Consider the following 17,320-nt stretch of genomic DNA (forward strand, 5'->3'; position numbering starts at 1 on the left):
CAATAATTGAATCTGTGATCTTTCCCATAATATGGACATTGATATTTTAGGGGGAAGGGTATGGACAAACTCTTAGAGCGGTTTTTTGAATATACCGCTTTCGATACACAATCAAAACCAAACGCCAAGACAGTGCCTAGCAGCGCAGGACAGCTAAAGTTTGCTCGTGCATTAGTTAGCGAGCTGAATGAATTAGGTTTTGAAAAAATAACGCTTAGTGATCAAGGTTGTGTGATGGCTTATTTACCGTCAAACGTTGATTGGGATGTTCCTACTATTGGGTTTATTTCACATTTAGACACAGCACCTGATTTTTCAGGTAAAAATGTGAGTCCACAAGTCCTCGAAAATTATCGGGGGGGGGATATCGCGTTAGGTATTGGTGATGAAGTGCTATCCCCAGTGATGTTTCCGGTGCTGCATGAAATGATTGGCAAAACCCTCATCATGACCGATGGTAAAACCTTACTCGGTGCCGATGATAAAGCGGGTATCGCAGAAATAATTACAGCTCTAGTGCGTTTAAAGGGTAAGAACATTCCTCATGGTAAAATCTGTCTTGCATTTACCCCTGATGAAGAGATAGGTCGTGGGGCTCGACATATCGATTTTAAACAATTTGATGCATTGTGGGCCTATACCGTCGATGGTGGTGGGGTTGGTGAGTTAGAGTATGAAAATTTTAATGCAGCTAATGTTTCTATTAAAATTGTTGGCAATAACACGCATCCCGGCACAGCTAAAGGCGTAATGGTGAATGCATTAGGGCTAGCGAACCGTATTCATTCGATGTTACCACCTGATGAAACACCTGAAAACACCGAAGGTTATGAAGGTTTTTATCATTTAACATCGTTAAAAGGGACAGTAGAAAAGGCAGAATTGAATTATATTATTCGTGATTTTGACTTAGCAGGCTTTGAAGCTAGGAAGAAAAATATCATTCGAATTGCTGAAAAAATTGGTGAAGGGTTACATCCGAGCTGTTATATCGAACTGACGCTTGATGATACCTATTATAACATGCATAAAGAAGTCATGAAGTACCCACATGTTATTGAATTAGCTAAACAAGCCATGCTTGATTGTGGTATTGAACCAATTATCCAACCCGTCCGTGGTGGTACTGACGGTGCGCAGCTTTCACATCGTGGTTTACCGTGCCCAAATATTTTCACTGGTGGCTATAACTTTCATAGTAAACATGAATTTATAACACAAGAGGGTATGGAGCAGGCGGTTAGTGTGATCATGCGTATTGCGGAACTAACGGCTATTCACGCAAGGCAATCGTGATATTTTATGATAAATAAGCGTGCTTATAACAATAAGCGCGCTTACATTTGCTATTGAAATAATACAGAAACACCACTAAGTGCCAGTAAAACTCCCATGACTAAATTAAAACGTTTTAATGTCTTAGGTTGTTTTAGTTTTTCTCTTAATTTACTGCCAAACATCGCCCAAATAGCAACACATGGCCAGTTGATGGCCGCAAATATAACGGCAACCTGTACCATTGATAAATAGGGGGCATTTATATTGGTATACATCGCCATTCCAGAGATAGCCATCATCAATGCTTTAGGGTTTATCCATTGAAATAATGTCGCTTCTAACAAAGTTAGCGGTTTAGTTTCTTGGTTACTTGTCTGTGCAACTGAATGGCTAATAGTCGTTTTCCATGCAAGCCAGAACAAATAAATAATTCCAAAATATTTTAATATTGAATAAATTATAGGGGATGTTTGAATCAAAGCTCCCACTCCAAGTCCGACAGCAATCAGCATAATAAAAAAACCAATTGATACTCCAAATGAATGCGGTAGTGTTTTGCTAAATCCAAAGTTAATACCTGAAGCAAGTAACATAATATTATTTGGACCTGGAGTTATGGATGTCACAAAGGAAAACAATGATAAAGCCAAAAGTGTTTCTATGTTCATGTTGTTATCATCTTTAAGGGGGTAATTAGTACTGTGTGAGATTGATAATGGTGAAGTAAAAACAGTTTAGAGTTGAATCAAATAATGTGCTTTATCTTTGCGTGCTTACGGGCAAGTAAGGATCATAATATGAGTATGTAAATGAAAAATAAAATATATAAAAAAATAAATAATTTAGTCATTAATAAGGATATTTTAATTGCAATCAGCGGCTTTTATTAATGGGTAATAGGGCGGGGTTATATTATGCCGATAATATTATTTTTAATAAAAGGCTCATAATTAATGAGCCTTTTTATCAAGTACCAATTTAATATTATAAGTACTGATTAATCATCAAAATACCAATAACCATTATTGACGAGTGCGGTAAGCAGTGCGATAAAGTTAACATCATCAATGGCATCAGCTAAAATTTGACTATTAACGGCATCATAACGACACAAACTATCAGCAGCCTCATAACACTCAGTTTCTAAGCATTCTCCATTAACAAAAAATTGGTCGCCAACGCGTAATGCTCTGAGACCATTTAATTTGTATAAGGTTTCTTGCTGAGTTTTCAGTAAATCATAAATTTCTTCTTGCTCATAAGGTGGTTCAGGTGGGGCAATGTCTAATTCGTGGCGTGATTGTGAGATAAACTCACCTAGCCATTTACGAAATAGCTCAGGGTCATTAATCAGTGATTCCATCATCTCGCGTAGTTTAATTTGTTCACCTTGCAAGATCTCAGCAGGGTTATCACGGAATGATAAATCAGGATCGCTATAACGATAACTGCCTAAGTCATTAGAAATTAAGTGGTCTGCAAAGCTACTGAGCAGCTCACGAGTATTTGGGGCACGGAAACCAACTGAGTAATTTAATGAAGGCTCAATGGCGTAACCTTCATGTGGAAACCCAGGTGGAATATATAAAATATCGCCGGATTCCATTTCTTCGTCGATGATGGCGTCAAAAGGTTGAACTTGTAGTAAGTCAGGGTGCGGGGAATGTTGTTTCATTGGGATTTTTTCACCCACTCGCCAATGACGACGGCCTTCACCTTGAATAATAAACACATCGTATTGGTCGAGGTGAGGACCTACACCACCGCCGGGGACAGAGTAGGAAATCATTAAGTCGTCCATTCGCCAGTCCGAAAGCACGCGAAATGGTTTCATCAATGCAGAACTTGGATGATGCCAATGGTCAACTGCTTGAACTAAAATAGACCAATTCTCTTCGCCAAGGTGGTCATAGCTTTCAAATGGCCCGTGACCAACCTGCCAAATCCCTTCTTTATGGCTAACCAAACGGCTATCAACCTCATCTTCCATCGCCAAACCTGCAAGTTCATCAGGCGAGATAGGATCAATAAAATTTGCAAACCCTTTTTTGATAAGCAGTGGGCGCTTCTGCCAGTGACTGCCGAGGAAACTTTGCCAGTCGAGATTTAGTTTGTAATCCATCTTATTGTCCCTTGGAGCTGCTAAGTATTGCTAATCAGTTTATTACAATATACCCGGTCCCAATACTGCAAAATGACCTTATGTGTGTAATGGTATGCTGTTAAATAAACTTTCTGAGAAACTGGTATTAAAGGTTTATCTTGAGAGGAACCAAGTACATTACCCTAAATTACTTTTTATAAAACACTTCATAAATAGTATACCGGAAATGGTTTGTAAAATAGGGGACAAGCGGACGCATATCACAGATTAACTATCTTCAATCATAGATTGCTGCTTAAATGTGACGGATAAACGAGCGCCACCAAGCGGGCTGTCACTAATTGTGATATCTCCATCATATTGATCGATAATATCCACTGCAATGGATAAGCCCAAACCTTGACCAGGGCGAAGGGTGTCTGCACGTTGCCCACGAACGAAAATCAAACTACGTTTGCTTTCAGGCACACCCGGGCCATCATCATCAACAACCAGTGTTAAGCTATCAATTCCAGCAATAGCGCTAACCTCGACGAATTCAAGGCAATATTTACACGCGTTTTCCATGATATTACCCATCACTTCCATAAAGTCATTTGGTTGACCCAGCCAAGTTGTTTCAGGAGAAACATTCACCGTAATAGAAACGCCTTTGTGCTGGTAAACTTTGTGGAGAGCACTCGCAAGGCTGTCTAATATTGATGGAACAGATGAAATTTCGCGTAGCATCATATTTTCATCACCTTGCGTTGATGCGCGGTGCAAATAATAACCCACCTGTTGAGATATACGGCCAATTTGTTCGAGCATGATGGGTTCAGCCTGCTCAATATTCATTTGCTTACCTGAACGAAGTAGCCGCAGCGTTGACTGTAAAACGGCTAAAGGCGTCTTTAAACTGTGTGTTAAATCAGAAAGTGTCGTGCGGTATTTACTGTATCGCTTACGTTCATTCGTTAATAAAATATTAAGATTACGTACTAGCCCACGAAGCTCATACGGAGGGTTCTCATCTAGAGTATCTCGTTCACCTTTTTCTAGGCTACTGAGTTGTGATACTAATGATTTAATTGGCCGTAGGCTCCAATAGGCCGCTAACCATAATAGTGGGATAACTAAGATTAAGTTAGCCAGTAACACATAACCGAACCATTCCCAAACTAAACCCGTATTTTGTAAGTCTTGCGGTAGTGTATCAACAACGACAATGGTGAGCGGAGGCAAGTTTTCACTAGCTGCATATTGGTTGACGGACACGGAGTGAGTAAGCGGTTCATCGTCGTTATCCATGTCATCTAATTTTGTATTGAATTCGGGGTTGTCATCTAGGAGTTGACGAGTTTCGCGAATGTCTGTATCAATTTCATATAATCCTTCTTTTTTAAGCCAGTCATTACGGATCAGCCGTTCAACGCTAGGTACATCACGTTGGCGCCATAACACAAGCCCTTGTTCATCATAAATAATGACCAAAGTCGGGTTGTTTAACGTGAAATTTGGGGGGACGCGAATGTCAATTTTCTGGTTTTGCCATTGGGCTAGGCTATAAATTAAATTACTTTGGCTACGTAATAGGGTGTAAGTGGTTTTATCGAAACTAATCAAATACCCCAAAATCGCGACGATACCGTAGGATAAGGTGAGTGCCAAGATCACCGCTGATGTTGCACAGAGAAAACGTGCTCGTAGCGAAAGGGGTTTGAACTTAAATTTACGTAGCTTCATATTAGCCATTCACATCAAAACGGTAGCCTTGACCACGTACTGTGACAATTACATCATCACTATGAAACTGTTGAATTTTTTTGCGTAAACGACCCATTAGAACATCAATAGTATGACTTTCTCTGAGTTCTGCATCTGGATAAAGCTGGCGCATTAACGAGTCTTTGCTAACCACTTTCCCGTTGTTGCGCAGTAGCGTCTCGATGATAGTGTATTCAAAAGCAGTTAATTTGACGGCTTCGCCATTAACGGTAAATTCTTTGCGCGATAGGTCAATCACGAAATTGCCTAATTCGAGTACTTGTGAGGCAAGACCACTGTTTCTGCGCATCAAAGCTTGCATACGGGCGACCAGTTCTTCTAGCTGGAAAGGTTTAGTCACGTAGTCATCAGCACCACTGTTTAGCGCTTGTACTTTTTCTTGCCAACTTTCCCGAGCGGTTAATACTAAAAGTGGAATATTGACGTGCTCACTACGCCAGCGTTTGATCATAGAAAGTCCGTCTTCATCAGGTAGGCCCAAATCGACAACTGCGATATCTGGACAGCTTTCGTGTAAAAAGTAATCAGCTTCTTTTGCGTCTTCAGCTGAATCAACCTGATGGCCAAGCTCTTTAAGCTGTACGGTTAAATGGTGACGAAGTAACGCGTTGTCTTCGACAATAAGAATTCGCATCGGAAACCCTCATATTGAAAAGAGATAGCTACAACTTATCGGATAGTAGCACTAGATACGCTATGGTAAAAAGAGTTCTGAATAACGACAAGGGATTAAGTAAATATAAATCAAACGAAGCGGAAATATAATTTATCTATATTTAGCTTTGAATAGTTTAGTATGAGGGATAGAACAGGGAATTCAGAATGGTAATTAAAAAAGGCGACTTATAAGCCGCCTAATTTGAAAGCATGAAAGCTATTTTAGCTCATCGATAAAAGTGACAGCGTAACCGATGTAGTTAGCAGGCGTCATTTCCTTCAAACGCGTTTTTTCGTGCTCTGGTAATTCTAAACTATCAATAAATTGTTTCATACCTTCAGCAGTAACACGTTTACCTCGGGTCAATTCTTTGAGTTTTTCGTACGGTTTTTCAATACCATAACGGCGCATTACAGTTTGAATTGGCTCTGCTAATACTTCCCAGTTTTGGTCTAATTCATCCAGTAAATGTTGTTCATTAACTTCTAATTTATTCAAACCTTTCATGGTTGATTGATAAGCAATCAATGCATAACCTAAGCCGACACCGAGATTACGTAATACTGTCGAGTCAGTTAAGTCACGCTGCCAGCGAGAAACGGGGAGTTTGCTAGCTAAATGGCCTAAGACGGCATTGGCTAAGCCTAAATTGCCTTCAGAGTTTTCGAAATCAATCGGGTTGACTTTGTGTGGCATGGTCGAGGAACCAATTTCACCTGCGATTGTTTTTTGTTTGAAGTGATTTAATGCGATATAGCCCCAAATATCACGGTCGAAGTCTAACACGATAGTGTTAAAGCGAGCGACGCAATCAAATAACTCAGCAATATAGTCATGAGGTTCAATTTGCGTAGTGAATGGGTTCCATTGAATGCCTAACGATGTGACGAAGGTTTCGCTGAATTCGTGCCAGTTAACTTCAGGATAAGCGACCATATGTGCATTATAGTTACCGACTGCGCCATTGATTTTACCTAGAATTTCAACTTGTTGTAGCTGGCGGAATTGGCGCTCTAAACGATAAGCAACGTTCGCAAACTCTTTACCAATGGTGGATGGGGTTGCAGGTTGGCCGTGTGTACGTGACAGTAACGGTAAATTGCGGTACTCATGAGCCATTGTTTTGATTTTATCAATGATTTGACGCCATTGTGGCAGCAAAACTTCTTCACGAGCGGTTTTCAGCATTAATGCGTGAGAGAGGTTATTGATATCTTCTGAAGTACAAGCAAAGTGAATAAATTCAGAAACTGCATGAAGAGCAGGGATGTCCGCTACCTTTTCTTTTAGGAAGTATTCTACAGCTTTCACATCATGGTTAGTTGTGCGTTCAATTTCTTTGATACGCATTGCGTCTTTTTCACAGAAGTTCGCGACAATTTCATCCAAGTAAGCGATTGCGTCAGCGTCAAATGCAGGAACTTCTTTGATTTGAGCGGTTGCAGCCAGTTTTTGTAGCCAGCGAACTTCAACTTGTACGCGAAATTTCAGTAAACCAAACTCACTAAAAATAGTGCGTAACGTGCTGACTTTATCACCGTAACGGCCGTCAATCGGGGATACAGCGGTCAGTGAGGATAATTCCATTGGTAGCAACTCCAGATTTAAAGGTGAGACAAAATATCTTTCGCCTGATTAGCCAGACGATTGCGAGAGAACATGAGTTGGATACGACTTCCACCAACTTGTTGCCAAAGCACTGCACAGCGAATACCTGCGAGCAAGGTGGCTCTAACTTTTGCTTGAACGAGTGTGTTTTTTAGGATGTCAGGGGAACCAGTGACTTGAATTCGCGGTCCAGCTGGGCTGACTACATCTACATAAATACCCGCTAGTGCGTTAAACACGCCTTCAGAAAGTGGCTCAAAATAACCCGCTTGGCGCTCAAATTGTTCAATACGTTGGCCTAACTGGTTCATCGCTTCTTGATTTTTATTGAGGCGACGTTCAAGTGTCATAATACTTAACATATATCGCGTCATTTCAGCGGATAAACCACTGTTACCGCCAGTCAGCATACCTAGCATGGCACTGAGACCCGTCTTTAAATTTTCGGCATCATTACCAAATACATCCAAAGTGGATTTTGGATTCATATTGGTGAGGCTATTGACCATGGTTTCAGTGTCTTTCTCAAGACAAACACCTTCATGTGCGAGTTTTTGAACCATCGCGCTTGCTTGGCAGATACCCGCTAAAGCAAGCGTAATGTCATAATAGTTTTTTGCCACATTTACTCCTGAATACGGGCTTCAATAATACCGCCACCGAGACAAACTTCATCGATATAAAATACAGCGGATTGACCTGGAGTGACAGCCGCGACTGGGTAGTCAAAAGTAACTTCAATGCGATCATCACTTAGTGGGGTAATCGTACAAGGGATATCCGCTTGACGATAACGTGTTTTTACTACGCAACGTAGTGGCTCAGTCATGGTTTTTCGGTCAACCCAATGTAATTGCTGGGCAATTAACCCAACAGACATTAAACGAGGGTGTTCATGGCCTTGAGCTACGATAAGGATGTTGTTTTCGACGTCTTTATCGACAACATACCAAGGTTCTTCGGAGCCTTCTTTTGTACCACCGATGCCGAGACCTTTTCGTTGTCCTAAAGTGTGGTACATCAAACCTTCATGCTGACCAATTGTTTCGCCATCAACAGTGACGATAGGGCCCGGTTGAGCGGGTAAGTAGCGGCCTAAAAAGTCGCGGAACTTACGCTCACCAATGAAACAGATCCCCGTGGAGTCTTTTTTCTTTGCAGTAATTAAGCCAATTTCTTCTGCAATACGGCGTACTTCAGGTTTTTCGAGTTCGCCAACTGGGAAAAGGCTTTTAGCTACTTGTTCGTGGCTCAGAGTATATAAAAAATAGCTTTGGTCTTTGTTGTTATCTAAACCACGTAATAATTGGCTTTTACCATTGATGTCACGGCGGCGCACATAGTGACCAGTAGCAATGTAATCTGCGCCTAAATCTTCAGCCGCAAATTCTAAGAAAGCTTTAAACTTGATTTCTTTGTTGCAGAGAATATCTGGGTTCGGTGTGCGGCCTGCTTTGTATTCAGTTAAGAAATGTTCGAAAACATTGTCCCAATATTCAGCAGCGAAATTAATGGTATGAAGTTCAATACCCAATTTGTCACACACAGCTTGTGCATCGGCAAGGTCAGTAGCAGCTGAACAATATTCTGTGTCGTCATCTTCTTCCCAGTTCTTCATAAACAGACCAGCAACCTGATACCCTTGTTGCTGTAGCAAATAAGCGGATACAGAGGAGTCAACACCACCGGACATCCCGACGATGACTTTTTTTTGGCTGTTATCTGACATGGTACTATTATTTGACATGGAAATATCTCACTGCGGAAAAATCAAGCCCCATACTTTAGCATGTTGTTCCCGCATTACACCAGAGTTACGGGGGAATATTATTGCTTGGTGAAATCTTCACCAAGCAGAAGTTGAGTGCTTAAAGATAATGATCGCCGTAAGCTGTTAAGATATCGAGAGGATAATGCTTTCCTGTGAGAAAACAGCGCAGACTTTCCGCCACTAATGGCGAACGCAGACAGTTGCTGTTTAGAATTTCTTGGGCAGTCAGCCAATGACAGTCGCTAATATCACTGTCTTGTGGCTGTGTCTCACAAATGGATTCAAGTTCTACGGCAAATAAAAAGCGGATAAACTGGGTTTTATCTGGGGCAATCCATTGATGAATCTTAATTAATTGTGTGGGTGTTGCTTTGATTCCCGTTTCTTCTAATAATTCGCGTTCAGCGGCTTGCAAAATAGTCTCATCAGCTTCTAAATGCCCAGCAGGTTGATTCCAAGTGGGTTTGTCATTTATCCACTCTTCCACGACTAAAAATTTGCCTTGTGCATGCACGACAGTTGCTACAGTCACATTGGGTTTAAACAACAGTTACCTCCTTCCATTCGCCAACTGAAAGATTTCCCAAATTAAATTCACCAATTTGATAACGAATTAGCCTAAGTGTTGGGAAACCTATATTTGCCGTCATACGACGGACTTGCCGATTACGTCCTTCATATAATGTAATTTTTAACCAGCTAGTCGGGATATTTTTGCGTTCCCGTATTGGCGGGGTTCTTTGCCATAGCCATTCTGGTTCGCCAACTAACTCGACTCCCGCAGGGAGTGTTGGACCATCATTTAATGTTAACCCCCGCCGAAATTTTAGTAGTGCGTCTTCATCGGGAATACCTTCTACCTGAGCATAGTATATTTTCCCTGTTTTTTTCTGTGGTTGAGTTAAACGTGCCTGTAGTTTTCCATCATTGGTTAATATTAATAGCCCTTCACTGTCTCTATCAAGACGTCCAGCGGCGTATACATCATTGATTGGAATATATTTTTTTAGTGTATCGCGACCTTGTTCATCAGTAAATTGAGGAAGAACATCAAATGGCTTGTTAAATAAGATGATTTTAGTTGATGCTTGCGAATGCCCCGAAACCCGTTTAGTCCTATGCTTTAAAGTAGTAGGGGGGGGCGAGTAACGATTTTTCTTCGCAACTGATTTTTTGTTCGGTCTGTTCATGGTCATTCAATGAGAATTTATGAGTTTTAATTTACGGCGATTTATTCCATCTAGTGTAGGAGATTTAACGGTTTGATCCTAGAACGGATTTTTCATGGCGATGTAATATTTAATTAACAACTTTAAAAACATTTAAATCAATAAAAACAATTTTCCATTTAAAAATAAGTACATATGAATTTGTTTGGATGGTGATAGTGTGAGCAAAACGTATTTTTAATTTGAGTTAACTTGCTAATATTATTTTTTGTTAGGGAAGTATTTTAACAAAAGTTGTGTCGTTCGCTCAAATGAGTCGTTGACAACTTTTCATCGCAGTTTGATTTATTTCTAATAATGGAATGCTTAAATTAATTTATTGATTTAACAGTGTTTATAAATAGATATTCGATTAACTTACAAGGTAAAACAGTACGTTAAATGCGATCGGCATTGAAGCTTAGATGAGTAATCATTGGCGTTCGACGCAGATTGAAGTAGTATTGACACGTCTCTTACAAAAAATTAACAAGCAAAATACGCAAGTGAAAGGAGAGGTTAATGGAAAGCAAAGTAGTAGTTCCGGCAGAAGGCGCTAAAATTACCATTGATGCAAAAGGCAAACTAAACGTTCCGAACAACCCAATTATCCCTTTTATCGAAGGTGACGGCATTGGTATCGATGTCACACCAGCAATGTTGAAAGTGGTTGATGCGGCAGTGAAAAAAGCCTACAACGGTGAGCGCAAAATTTCTTGGATGGAAGTTTACACCGGTGAAAAATCTACACAAATTTATGGTAAAGATGTTTGGTTACCAGAAGAAACTCTCGATTTAATCCGTGATTACCGTGTTTCAATTAAAGGCCCTTTAACAACTCCTGTTGGTGGTGGTATTCGTTCTCTGAACGTTGCATTGCGTCAACAACTTGACCTGTATATCTGTTTACGTCCTGTTCGCTACTACAAAGGCACTCCAAGCCCAGTTAAACAACCTGAACTGACTGATATGGTTATTTTCCGTGAAAACTCTGAAGATATCTATGCGGGTATTGAGTGGAAAGCGGGTAGTGCAGAAGCAGATAAAGTTATTAAATTCCTGAAAGATGAAATGGGTGTGACTAAAATCCGTTTCCCACAAGACTGTGGTATTGGTATCAAGCCTTGTTCAGAAGAAGGCACAAAACGTTTAGTTCGTGCTGCTATTGAATATGCTATTGATAATGGCCGTGATTCAGTGACTTTAGTTCATAAAGGTAACATTATGAAATTCACTGAAGGTGCATTTAAAGATTGGGGATACCAATTAGCACAAGAGGAATTTGGCGGCGAATTATTAGATGGCGGCCCATGGGTTAAAATTAAAAACCCTAAAACTGGCAAAGATATTATCGTTAAAGATGTTATCGCAGATGCTTTCTTACAACAAATCCTGCTGCGCCCAGCAGAATACGATGTTATCGCTTGTATGAACCTAAATGGTGACTACATTTCTGATGCATTAGCAGCGCAAGTTGGTGGTATTGGTATCGCTCCAGGTGCAAATATTGGTTCTGAGTGCGCCTTGTTCGAAGCAACGCATGGTACTGCACCAAAATATGCAGGCCAAGATAAAGTTAACCCTGGCTCTATTATCCTTTCTGCTGAGATGATGCTGCGCCATATGGGCTGGACTGAAGCGGCTGACCTAATCGTTAAAGGTATGGAAGGCGCAATCGAAGCTAAGACTGTAACGTATGACTTCGAACGTCAATTAGAAGGCGCTAAATTACTGAAATGTAGCGAATTCGGTGACGCAATCATTAAACACATGTAATTTATTACGTGATGTGATTAACAACGGGAGCTTAATAGTTCCCGTTTTTTATTGTCACATTTGAAACGGTTATCAAAAAGTTATCAAAACGAATTATCAAAACATCCTTGCTAACTATATAAAATTATATGAAATTTTGTCGATGTAAAGATTAAATGAATGTCATAAGGTGAGGTGAAAAATGAATTTTTTTTGGGTTAATGTTGGTACAAGTTTTAAAGAGATTAAAGAGTATAATTTTCTATGGGCTCCTCAATTTGGCACAAAAAAAAATGGAACAAAATATGTGTCTAAAGGGTGGGAAACAGTAAAAGAGGTAAAAAAAGGCGATCTAATATTTTGTCATAAAGATGGTGAAGTTATATATTTAGCAACAGCTATAACAAATGCATATGAATCACCAAGACCTGAAAGTAGAACATTTAAAGAGTGGAAGCATGATGGAACACAGATCGATGTAGATTTGTATATTTTTGACAGGCCTATCCCTGTGGACAATTTTCGTTCAATATTTATTGCTCATTATAATAAGCATTGCGAACCTATCGTATTCAATAGCAATGGTGCATGTCATCAGAATTATATGAGCAAAATTCCACAAGATGCAGCTAAGATGATTGCAACCTTCATCAATGAAGATGTTTTCTTAGATTTCAATGATAAAAACTCTAGCTTGATAGCACCAAAAGGAAGTAATAAAGAGGTAATGATACAAGCTAGAATTGGCCAGGGACGATATAGAAAAAGTCTACTTAAGTTATGGGGAAATAAGTGTGCAGTTACGGGAGTTGAGGATTCTGAGTTGCTAATTGCATCTCATATTGTGGCTTGGACCATTTCTAGTCCAAAGGAAAAAGTAGATCCATATAATGGGTTTCCATTAACCCCAAATTTGGATAAATTATTTGACCTTGGTTTGATCAGTTTTGATGATAACGGACAAATTTTGGTTAAAAAGAAAATTGAAAAATCTTTAAAAATATTGAATTTAAGTAAGGAATTAAAATTACGACATGTTTTTGAACAAAATATACGTTATTTAAAAAAGCATCGAGAACTTTTTAAGTTTGATTGACTGCTATAAATTAATTTTTATAAGAAGCCGTTATTAAATTTGAAATTGAAAGTGCCTAAAGATCTATTTACCAGGGAATTTAATAGTATACTCAGGTCAGCGATAGACAAAATTTTAACCTAAAATAAAGAGATATTAAAATACCTCTTTATTTTGCTAATTCAGTTAGGCTAGTTTCTTTAAATTGATATAACTAGCCAATCTTTACCCCGGTCATCATTATATTTGTCTGTCATTTTTTGTGATTTATGGCCCAGTAAATCTTTAGTATTTATCCCTTGCTCACGATACAGCCTTTCAGACAAAGAACGCTGTTCATGAAATGAAGCTGGTGTTCCTTCTCCCCAATCAATATCAGTTTTGTTTCGTGCCTTCTTGAAATTTGTTGTTATTGTATTTGCTGTAACTTGCTCGCCTCTATTTGCTTGAGAAGTCGTACGGAAGTAATGGATCAGATAAGGACTGAGAACACGGTCACGACATCTAGAAACAACATCCCTCAACGACATGTTTAACGCATCAGATCTTAATGCTAGTGGAATAGCCAGTTTACTTCCTGTTTTTTCTTGTGTTACATGCAAGTGGTCATCCCAAATATCACTAAATTTCATTGCTGAAATATCGCCAAGTCGCTGCCCGGTAATTATGGCTAATAACATCGCATTGCCTAAATACTTATGTTGCTTATCTGCTACTTCAAATATTTTTTGCCACTCATCTAAATTAAGGCGCTGGCGGGTAATTCGTCTTTTTGGTTGTTTAGTTGCGAGTGCAGGGTTATATCCTGGAGGGACTTCACCAGCATGCTGCGCCTCTTTGAACACATCGATTAATACAGATCGAATAACCTGAGCCATGCGATGTTGGCCATTAGATTTATATTCATCAAGTATTGATGCGATATCTCTCGCATCAACTGCAGGTAAAGGCTTCATTGCGAGAGAGTGGCGCATTAGGTCCACAGGTTTTCTTTTTTGCTTATATGTATTTTGTTTTATATCACCGTCAGCAAGGCGTTCCTCTTGTATTACCCAGTAGCGATCCAGCCAAGTATTTACGGTGATCTCTTTACCTTTAATTCTTGCTACTCTATCGCTGATCGCCATGACTTGACGGCTACGTTGTTCAGCTAACCGGTTATTAGCTTCAATCGCAATTTCACGAGCTTCAGCCTCATTGTCACCGAGGGCATGATATTTTCCAGTTATAGGGTGACGATAACGCCAATAAACCTTGTTAGCTTTTCTGCTAAATAGTGGGTAGAGATTAGGGATGTTGACGTTATTTTTACGTGGTCGGGCAGCCATCGTTTAAAATCCTTTGTAATTTTGGGTTATCACTCTTATTGATAACCGGTGATGTCAAATTACCGACTAAGTCGGCATCTTCTCTCACGCGCCAAATACCACCTTCTTTTTGTGCTGGTGGATAGAACAAGCCATTCCTAGCATAGCGTTGTAATGTCCCCAGGCGAGGAGGGCGACTTCTATAACGTTCGCTCGCCCATTCCTCCAAAGTTAGCATTTGCATAATTACCTCCACATTCTGCCGCATACAGACTTTTAATTTTTGACTATACTTATTAAGTAACACGCGATACTTGCTATTATTTGCCGGCATATTATATGTCGGTTTTTTTTGCTAATTTCTTGTTTATTTATATCTTTGGACTAAGCTTAAGTAATTCTACAGTTACTTATATTCCTATAGAATGAGCTGATCCCTGTGTGTTAATTATTTACCGCTGAATTTATTGGCGGTATTTTTTTATTTATTGATTTGGTTTTAATTTAAATACAATAAATAACTATCACTCAGACTTATTATTATCAGCAAAAATTAGTTTATAAATTTCTTCACGATGGACACTAATATCTTTTGGGGTATCAATACCAATCCGCACTTGGTTACCCTTTACTCCTAAAATTGTAACTTTAATATCATCACCAATAACCACAACTTCGGTTGGCTTTCGAGTAAGAATAAGCATTCCCATACTAAGCACTCCACACAGTTAATAAGGTTGCCTGAACTAACTTATCCACATCAGGCGGCTGTGGTTCCTGCTATTCCCCAACAGAAGGAACTTTGTTATATTCGAACGCCCCAACAATTTAGGATAAGTTAAATGTCTAATTACGCATCTTTATGGTTGTCTATAAGAAATTCGCTTTGCGACCACCATGACATCGCAACCAGCTCTTTTGACCATAATGACATTAAAGCCCAGCCAATAAGAAAAAAAGCATACCTAATATTTCTTATTGAAGTCGTAACATTTGAGTACAGAAAAAATGAAATAAATATATGGTTTAAGCAATCATTTGATGGAACATTAGGTTCGTTCATTTTCAACAAAATAGGTTTGCTTCCTGACCAATACGACAAATTATCTGATAGTGATAGAGTTGCCATTTTACAGAAGTACCTTACCGAATATCCTCTTCCCGAAGCGGTTCAAACTTACTTACAAAATCTTTTAAGGCCATCAGCTTCTGATAATTTTGATGTAGATCTTGCTGGAGGATGGACCCTTGGTAGTGGTTGGCAATATCTATAGCTGCATTAGCTGATATCTCCGCTGTTTCTATTGCTCTTTTCAAAGATTCAACACAAGAATTAACCCAAGCAGCACCTTGATGAAAGCTCACAAATGGGTAAAAAGTATTATTTACTGAACGGTGCAAATCAGAGCCTGTAAGCTCACCAGGGTCAATTTTGCTTAAATCGAATTGACCTTTTTTCTCGCCATTTTCGCCAATTACTCCACACATACCTAATACCCCACACATTATTCAGTTAAGCACTAACAGTAAGCGCACACATATCCAAGCACTCTGCAATTTCTTCGTCGAGTTTTTCGAGTTTAGATTGCAGCTCATCACGCTCGTTACGCAGTTTTTGCAGGTCATTAATTTGTTTGGCTTTTTCTAGTATCCACTCGCGCACATCATCCTGCGACATTGGCACACTAAAAGTAACGATTGGTTCATTTGAATTGGTTTGCATGACTTTTCTCCAACATGTTCGTTGGATTAATATTAGTTTACTTACATTTTAAGTCAAGAGAAAAATGTAAGTAAACTTAATTTACTTTTTGGCGGGGATTGTAGGGGCTAATCTAAGTTGATTATTACTTGTTTGACTCTACCAGCAATAACGCAGTCACCGTTAATTTGTATAGGGTGAAATTGAGGATTTAGAGGTGCTAGATATTTATTTGGGCCATCTATGATTAGTTTTTTGATGGTTGCTTCGCTACTCCCTTTTTGTTGAGCGACAACAATTTTACCATTGATATCATCAAGGTATCCGTATTCAGGTTCAACAATAACAACGGCACCCTCTGGTATACTTAAGTCTCCATTGGTAGTGGTCATTGACTGGCCCTTAACAACTAGAGCAAAGGCTTTTTCAGAGACATTTAAAGGAGTGTCAATGTATTCATGATCCCCTTTAGATGATTCATAAAAGTTATCAGCCCAATCACCAGCTTGAACCCAGCTAATTATAGGAACACTACTAAATCCAATAAGACTAGGCGTAACACCTTCTTCAGGAGTTCCTGTTCCGAGTAATAACCAACTTGGATTGCACCTAAGGATTGACGATAGTTTCAGCAGGTTTTCAGCGGATAGACCTGTGTTGTCATTTTCCCATTGAGTTACAGCTGACGCAGAGATACCTACTCGTTCAGCAACATCTTTTTGTGTCATCTTTAACTGACGTCGACGAAATTTAACTCTGCTGCCTACCGTTTCCATATTTAAATCCAGTTATTTTGCATGTAAGCAATCTTACATTTTATTGACATAAGTATCATGTGAGTCTAAATTGTAAGTATACTTACTTTATCGGAGAGTGAAATGTACAAAGCATCAGTTCTTAATCATTTTGGCGGAACAGTAAAAACAGCAGGAGCATTAGGTATTTCACATAGTGCGGTTTGCCAATGGGTCGAAATAGTACCTGAGAAGCAAGCCTTGCGTATTGAAAGGATAACGAAAGGACATCTCAAGTATGACCCAAGTCTTTATATCCAAAATAACAAAACTATTTAACTAAATTAACTACC

General features: G+C 39.3%; 19 protein-coding genes. 5 read left to right on the forward strand and 14 right to left on the reverse strand.

The annotated features are described in order from the left end of the window. Window positions 1-60 precede the first annotated feature (60 nt). Window positions 61-1,296, forward strand: a complete 1,236-nt coding sequence (gene pepT / locus PSE60_RS04745) for a peptidase T (RefSeq protein ID WP_272664697.1) — start codon at window positions 61-63, stop codon at window positions 1,294-1,296. Between the two features lie 50 nt (window positions 1,297-1,346). Here the strand turns inward: pepT and PSE60_RS04750 are convergent, their stop codons facing one another. From PSE60_RS04750 to rluE, 9 genes are all read right to left on the reverse strand, one after another. Next, a complete protein-coding gene (locus PSE60_RS04750) occupies window positions 1,347-1,946 on the reverse strand; it encodes a LysE family translocator (protein ID WP_272664698.1) in 600 nt (199 codons plus the stop codon). Window positions 1,947-2,275: 329 nt separating this feature from the next. Continuing rightward, window positions 2,276-3,400: a ribosomal protein uL16 3-hydroxylase gene (locus PSE60_RS04755; protein WP_272664699.1), complete on the reverse strand. Its 1,125-nt coding sequence runs from the start codon at window positions 3,398-3,400 to the stop codon at window positions 2,276-2,278. A gap of 249 nt (window positions 3,401-3,649) precedes the next feature. Next, entirely contained in the window at window positions 3,650-5,107 is a 1,458-nt protein-coding gene (gene phoQ / locus PSE60_RS04760; RefSeq protein ID WP_272664700.1) for a two-component system sensor histidine kinase PhoQ, read from the reverse strand. 1 nt (window position 5,108) lies between these two features. Next, complete coding sequence (gene phoP / locus PSE60_RS04765) at window positions 5,109-5,783, reverse strand: two-component system response regulator PhoP (protein ID WP_210837758.1); 675 nt, start codon at window positions 5,781-5,783, stop codon at window positions 5,109-5,111. Between the two features lie 240 nt (window positions 5,784-6,023). Then, window positions 6,024-7,394, reverse strand: coding sequence for an adenylosuccinate lyase (purB, locus tag PSE60_RS04770; RefSeq protein ID WP_272664701.1), 1,371 nt, complete (start codon window positions 7,392-7,394; stop codon window positions 6,024-6,026). 17 nt (window positions 7,395-7,411) lie between these two features. Further along, complete coding sequence (hflD, locus tag PSE60_RS04775) at window positions 7,412-8,038, reverse strand: high frequency lysogenization protein HflD (RefSeq protein ID WP_004911750.1); 627 nt, start codon at window positions 8,036-8,038, stop codon at window positions 7,412-7,414. Between the two features lie 2 nt (window positions 8,039-8,040). Continuing rightward, window positions 8,041-9,144, reverse strand: coding sequence for a tRNA 2-thiouridine(34) synthase MnmA (gene mnmA, locus PSE60_RS04780; protein ID WP_272664799.1), 1,104 nt, complete (start codon window positions 9,142-9,144; stop codon window positions 8,041-8,043). Between the two features lie 139 nt (window positions 9,145-9,283). Then, window positions 9,284-9,733: an NUDIX hydrolase gene (locus PSE60_RS04785; RefSeq protein ID WP_210837753.1), complete on the reverse strand. Its 450-nt coding sequence runs from the start codon at window positions 9,731-9,733 to the stop codon at window positions 9,284-9,286. Then, window positions 9,726-10,376, reverse strand: a complete 651-nt coding sequence (rluE, locus tag PSE60_RS04790; RefSeq protein ID WP_336298606.1) for a 23S rRNA pseudouridine(2457) synthase RluE — start codon at window positions 10,374-10,376, stop codon at window positions 9,726-9,728. The genes PSE60_RS04785 and rluE overlap by 8 nt, the downstream gene beginning before the upstream one ends. A 540-nt stretch (window positions 10,377-10,916) precedes the next feature. Here rluE and icd point away from each other — a divergent pair. Continuing rightward, window positions 10,917-12,170 (forward strand): NADP-dependent isocitrate dehydrogenase, encoded by a 1,254-nt coding sequence (icd, locus tag PSE60_RS04795; RefSeq protein WP_004911741.1) that lies wholly within the window; start codon window positions 10,917-10,919, stop codon window positions 12,168-12,170. Window positions 12,171-12,351: 181 nt separating this feature from the next. After that, window positions 12,352-13,245: an HNH endonuclease gene (locus PSE60_RS04800; RefSeq protein WP_272664702.1), complete on the forward strand. Its 894-nt coding sequence runs from the start codon at window positions 12,352-12,354 to the stop codon at window positions 13,243-13,245. A 179-nt stretch (window positions 13,246-13,424) separates the two neighbouring features. Here PSE60_RS04800 and PSE60_RS04805 read toward each other — a convergent pair whose 3' ends face one another. The 3 genes from PSE60_RS04805 to csrA all read right to left on the reverse strand — a co-directional run bounded on the left by PSE60_RS04805 (window position 13,425) and on the right by csrA (window position 15,235). Further along, a complete protein-coding gene (locus tag PSE60_RS04805; RefSeq protein ID WP_272664703.1) occupies window positions 13,425-14,552 on the reverse strand; it encodes a phage integrase Arm DNA-binding domain-containing protein in 1,128 nt (375 codons plus the stop codon). Further along, complete coding sequence (locus PSE60_RS04810) at window positions 14,533-14,775, reverse strand: excisionase (RefSeq protein WP_004911710.1); 243 nt, start codon at window positions 14,773-14,775, stop codon at window positions 14,533-14,535. The genes PSE60_RS04805 and PSE60_RS04810 overlap by 20 nt, the downstream gene beginning before the upstream one ends. Before the next feature lie 280 nt (window positions 14,776-15,055). After that, window positions 15,056-15,235, reverse strand: a complete 180-nt coding sequence (gene csrA / locus PSE60_RS04815) for a carbon storage regulator CsrA (RefSeq protein WP_272664800.1) — start codon at window positions 15,233-15,235, stop codon at window positions 15,056-15,058. 138 nt (window positions 15,236-15,373) lie between these two features. On the opposite strand from csrA, the gene PSE60_RS20595 reads away from it, so the two are divergent. Beyond that, window positions 15,374-15,805 carry an ECs1072 family phage-associated protein gene (locus PSE60_RS20595; protein ID WP_420704865.1) on the forward strand — a complete coding sequence of 144 codons (432 nt, stop codon included), beginning with the start codon at window positions 15,374-15,376 and terminating at the stop codon, window positions 15,803-15,805. Between the two features lie 239 nt (window positions 15,806-16,044). Here the strand turns inward: PSE60_RS20595 and PSE60_RS04825 are convergent, their stop codons facing one another. Together PSE60_RS04825 and PSE60_RS04830 are read right to left on the reverse strand one after the other, a co-directional pair. Beyond that, window positions 16,045-16,254 carry a hypothetical protein gene (locus tag PSE60_RS04825; protein WP_272517526.1) on the reverse strand — a complete coding sequence of 70 codons (210 nt, stop codon included), beginning with the start codon at window positions 16,252-16,254 and terminating at the stop codon, window positions 16,045-16,047. Between the two features lie 107 nt (window positions 16,255-16,361). Then, the gene (locus PSE60_RS04830; protein WP_272517527.1) at window positions 16,362-17,009 is read right to left on the reverse strand and encodes a LexA family protein; all 648 of its coding nucleotides are present in this window, start codon (window positions 17,007-17,009) and stop codon (window positions 16,362-16,364) included. Window positions 17,010-17,111: 102 nt separating this feature from the next. On the opposite strand from PSE60_RS04830, the gene PSE60_RS04835 reads away from it, so the two are divergent. Beyond that, entirely contained in the window at window positions 17,112-17,306 is a 195-nt protein-coding gene (locus PSE60_RS04835; RefSeq protein ID WP_272517528.1) for a Cro/CI family transcriptional regulator, read from the forward strand. Window positions 17,307-17,320: the final 14 nt, after the last annotated feature.

The sequence above is a fragment of the Providencia sp. PROV174 genome (genome assembly GCF_028480685.1).
In the GTDB taxonomy this organism is placed as follows: Bacteria; Pseudomonadota; Gammaproteobacteria; order Enterobacterales; family Enterobacteriaceae; genus Providencia; species Providencia rettgeri.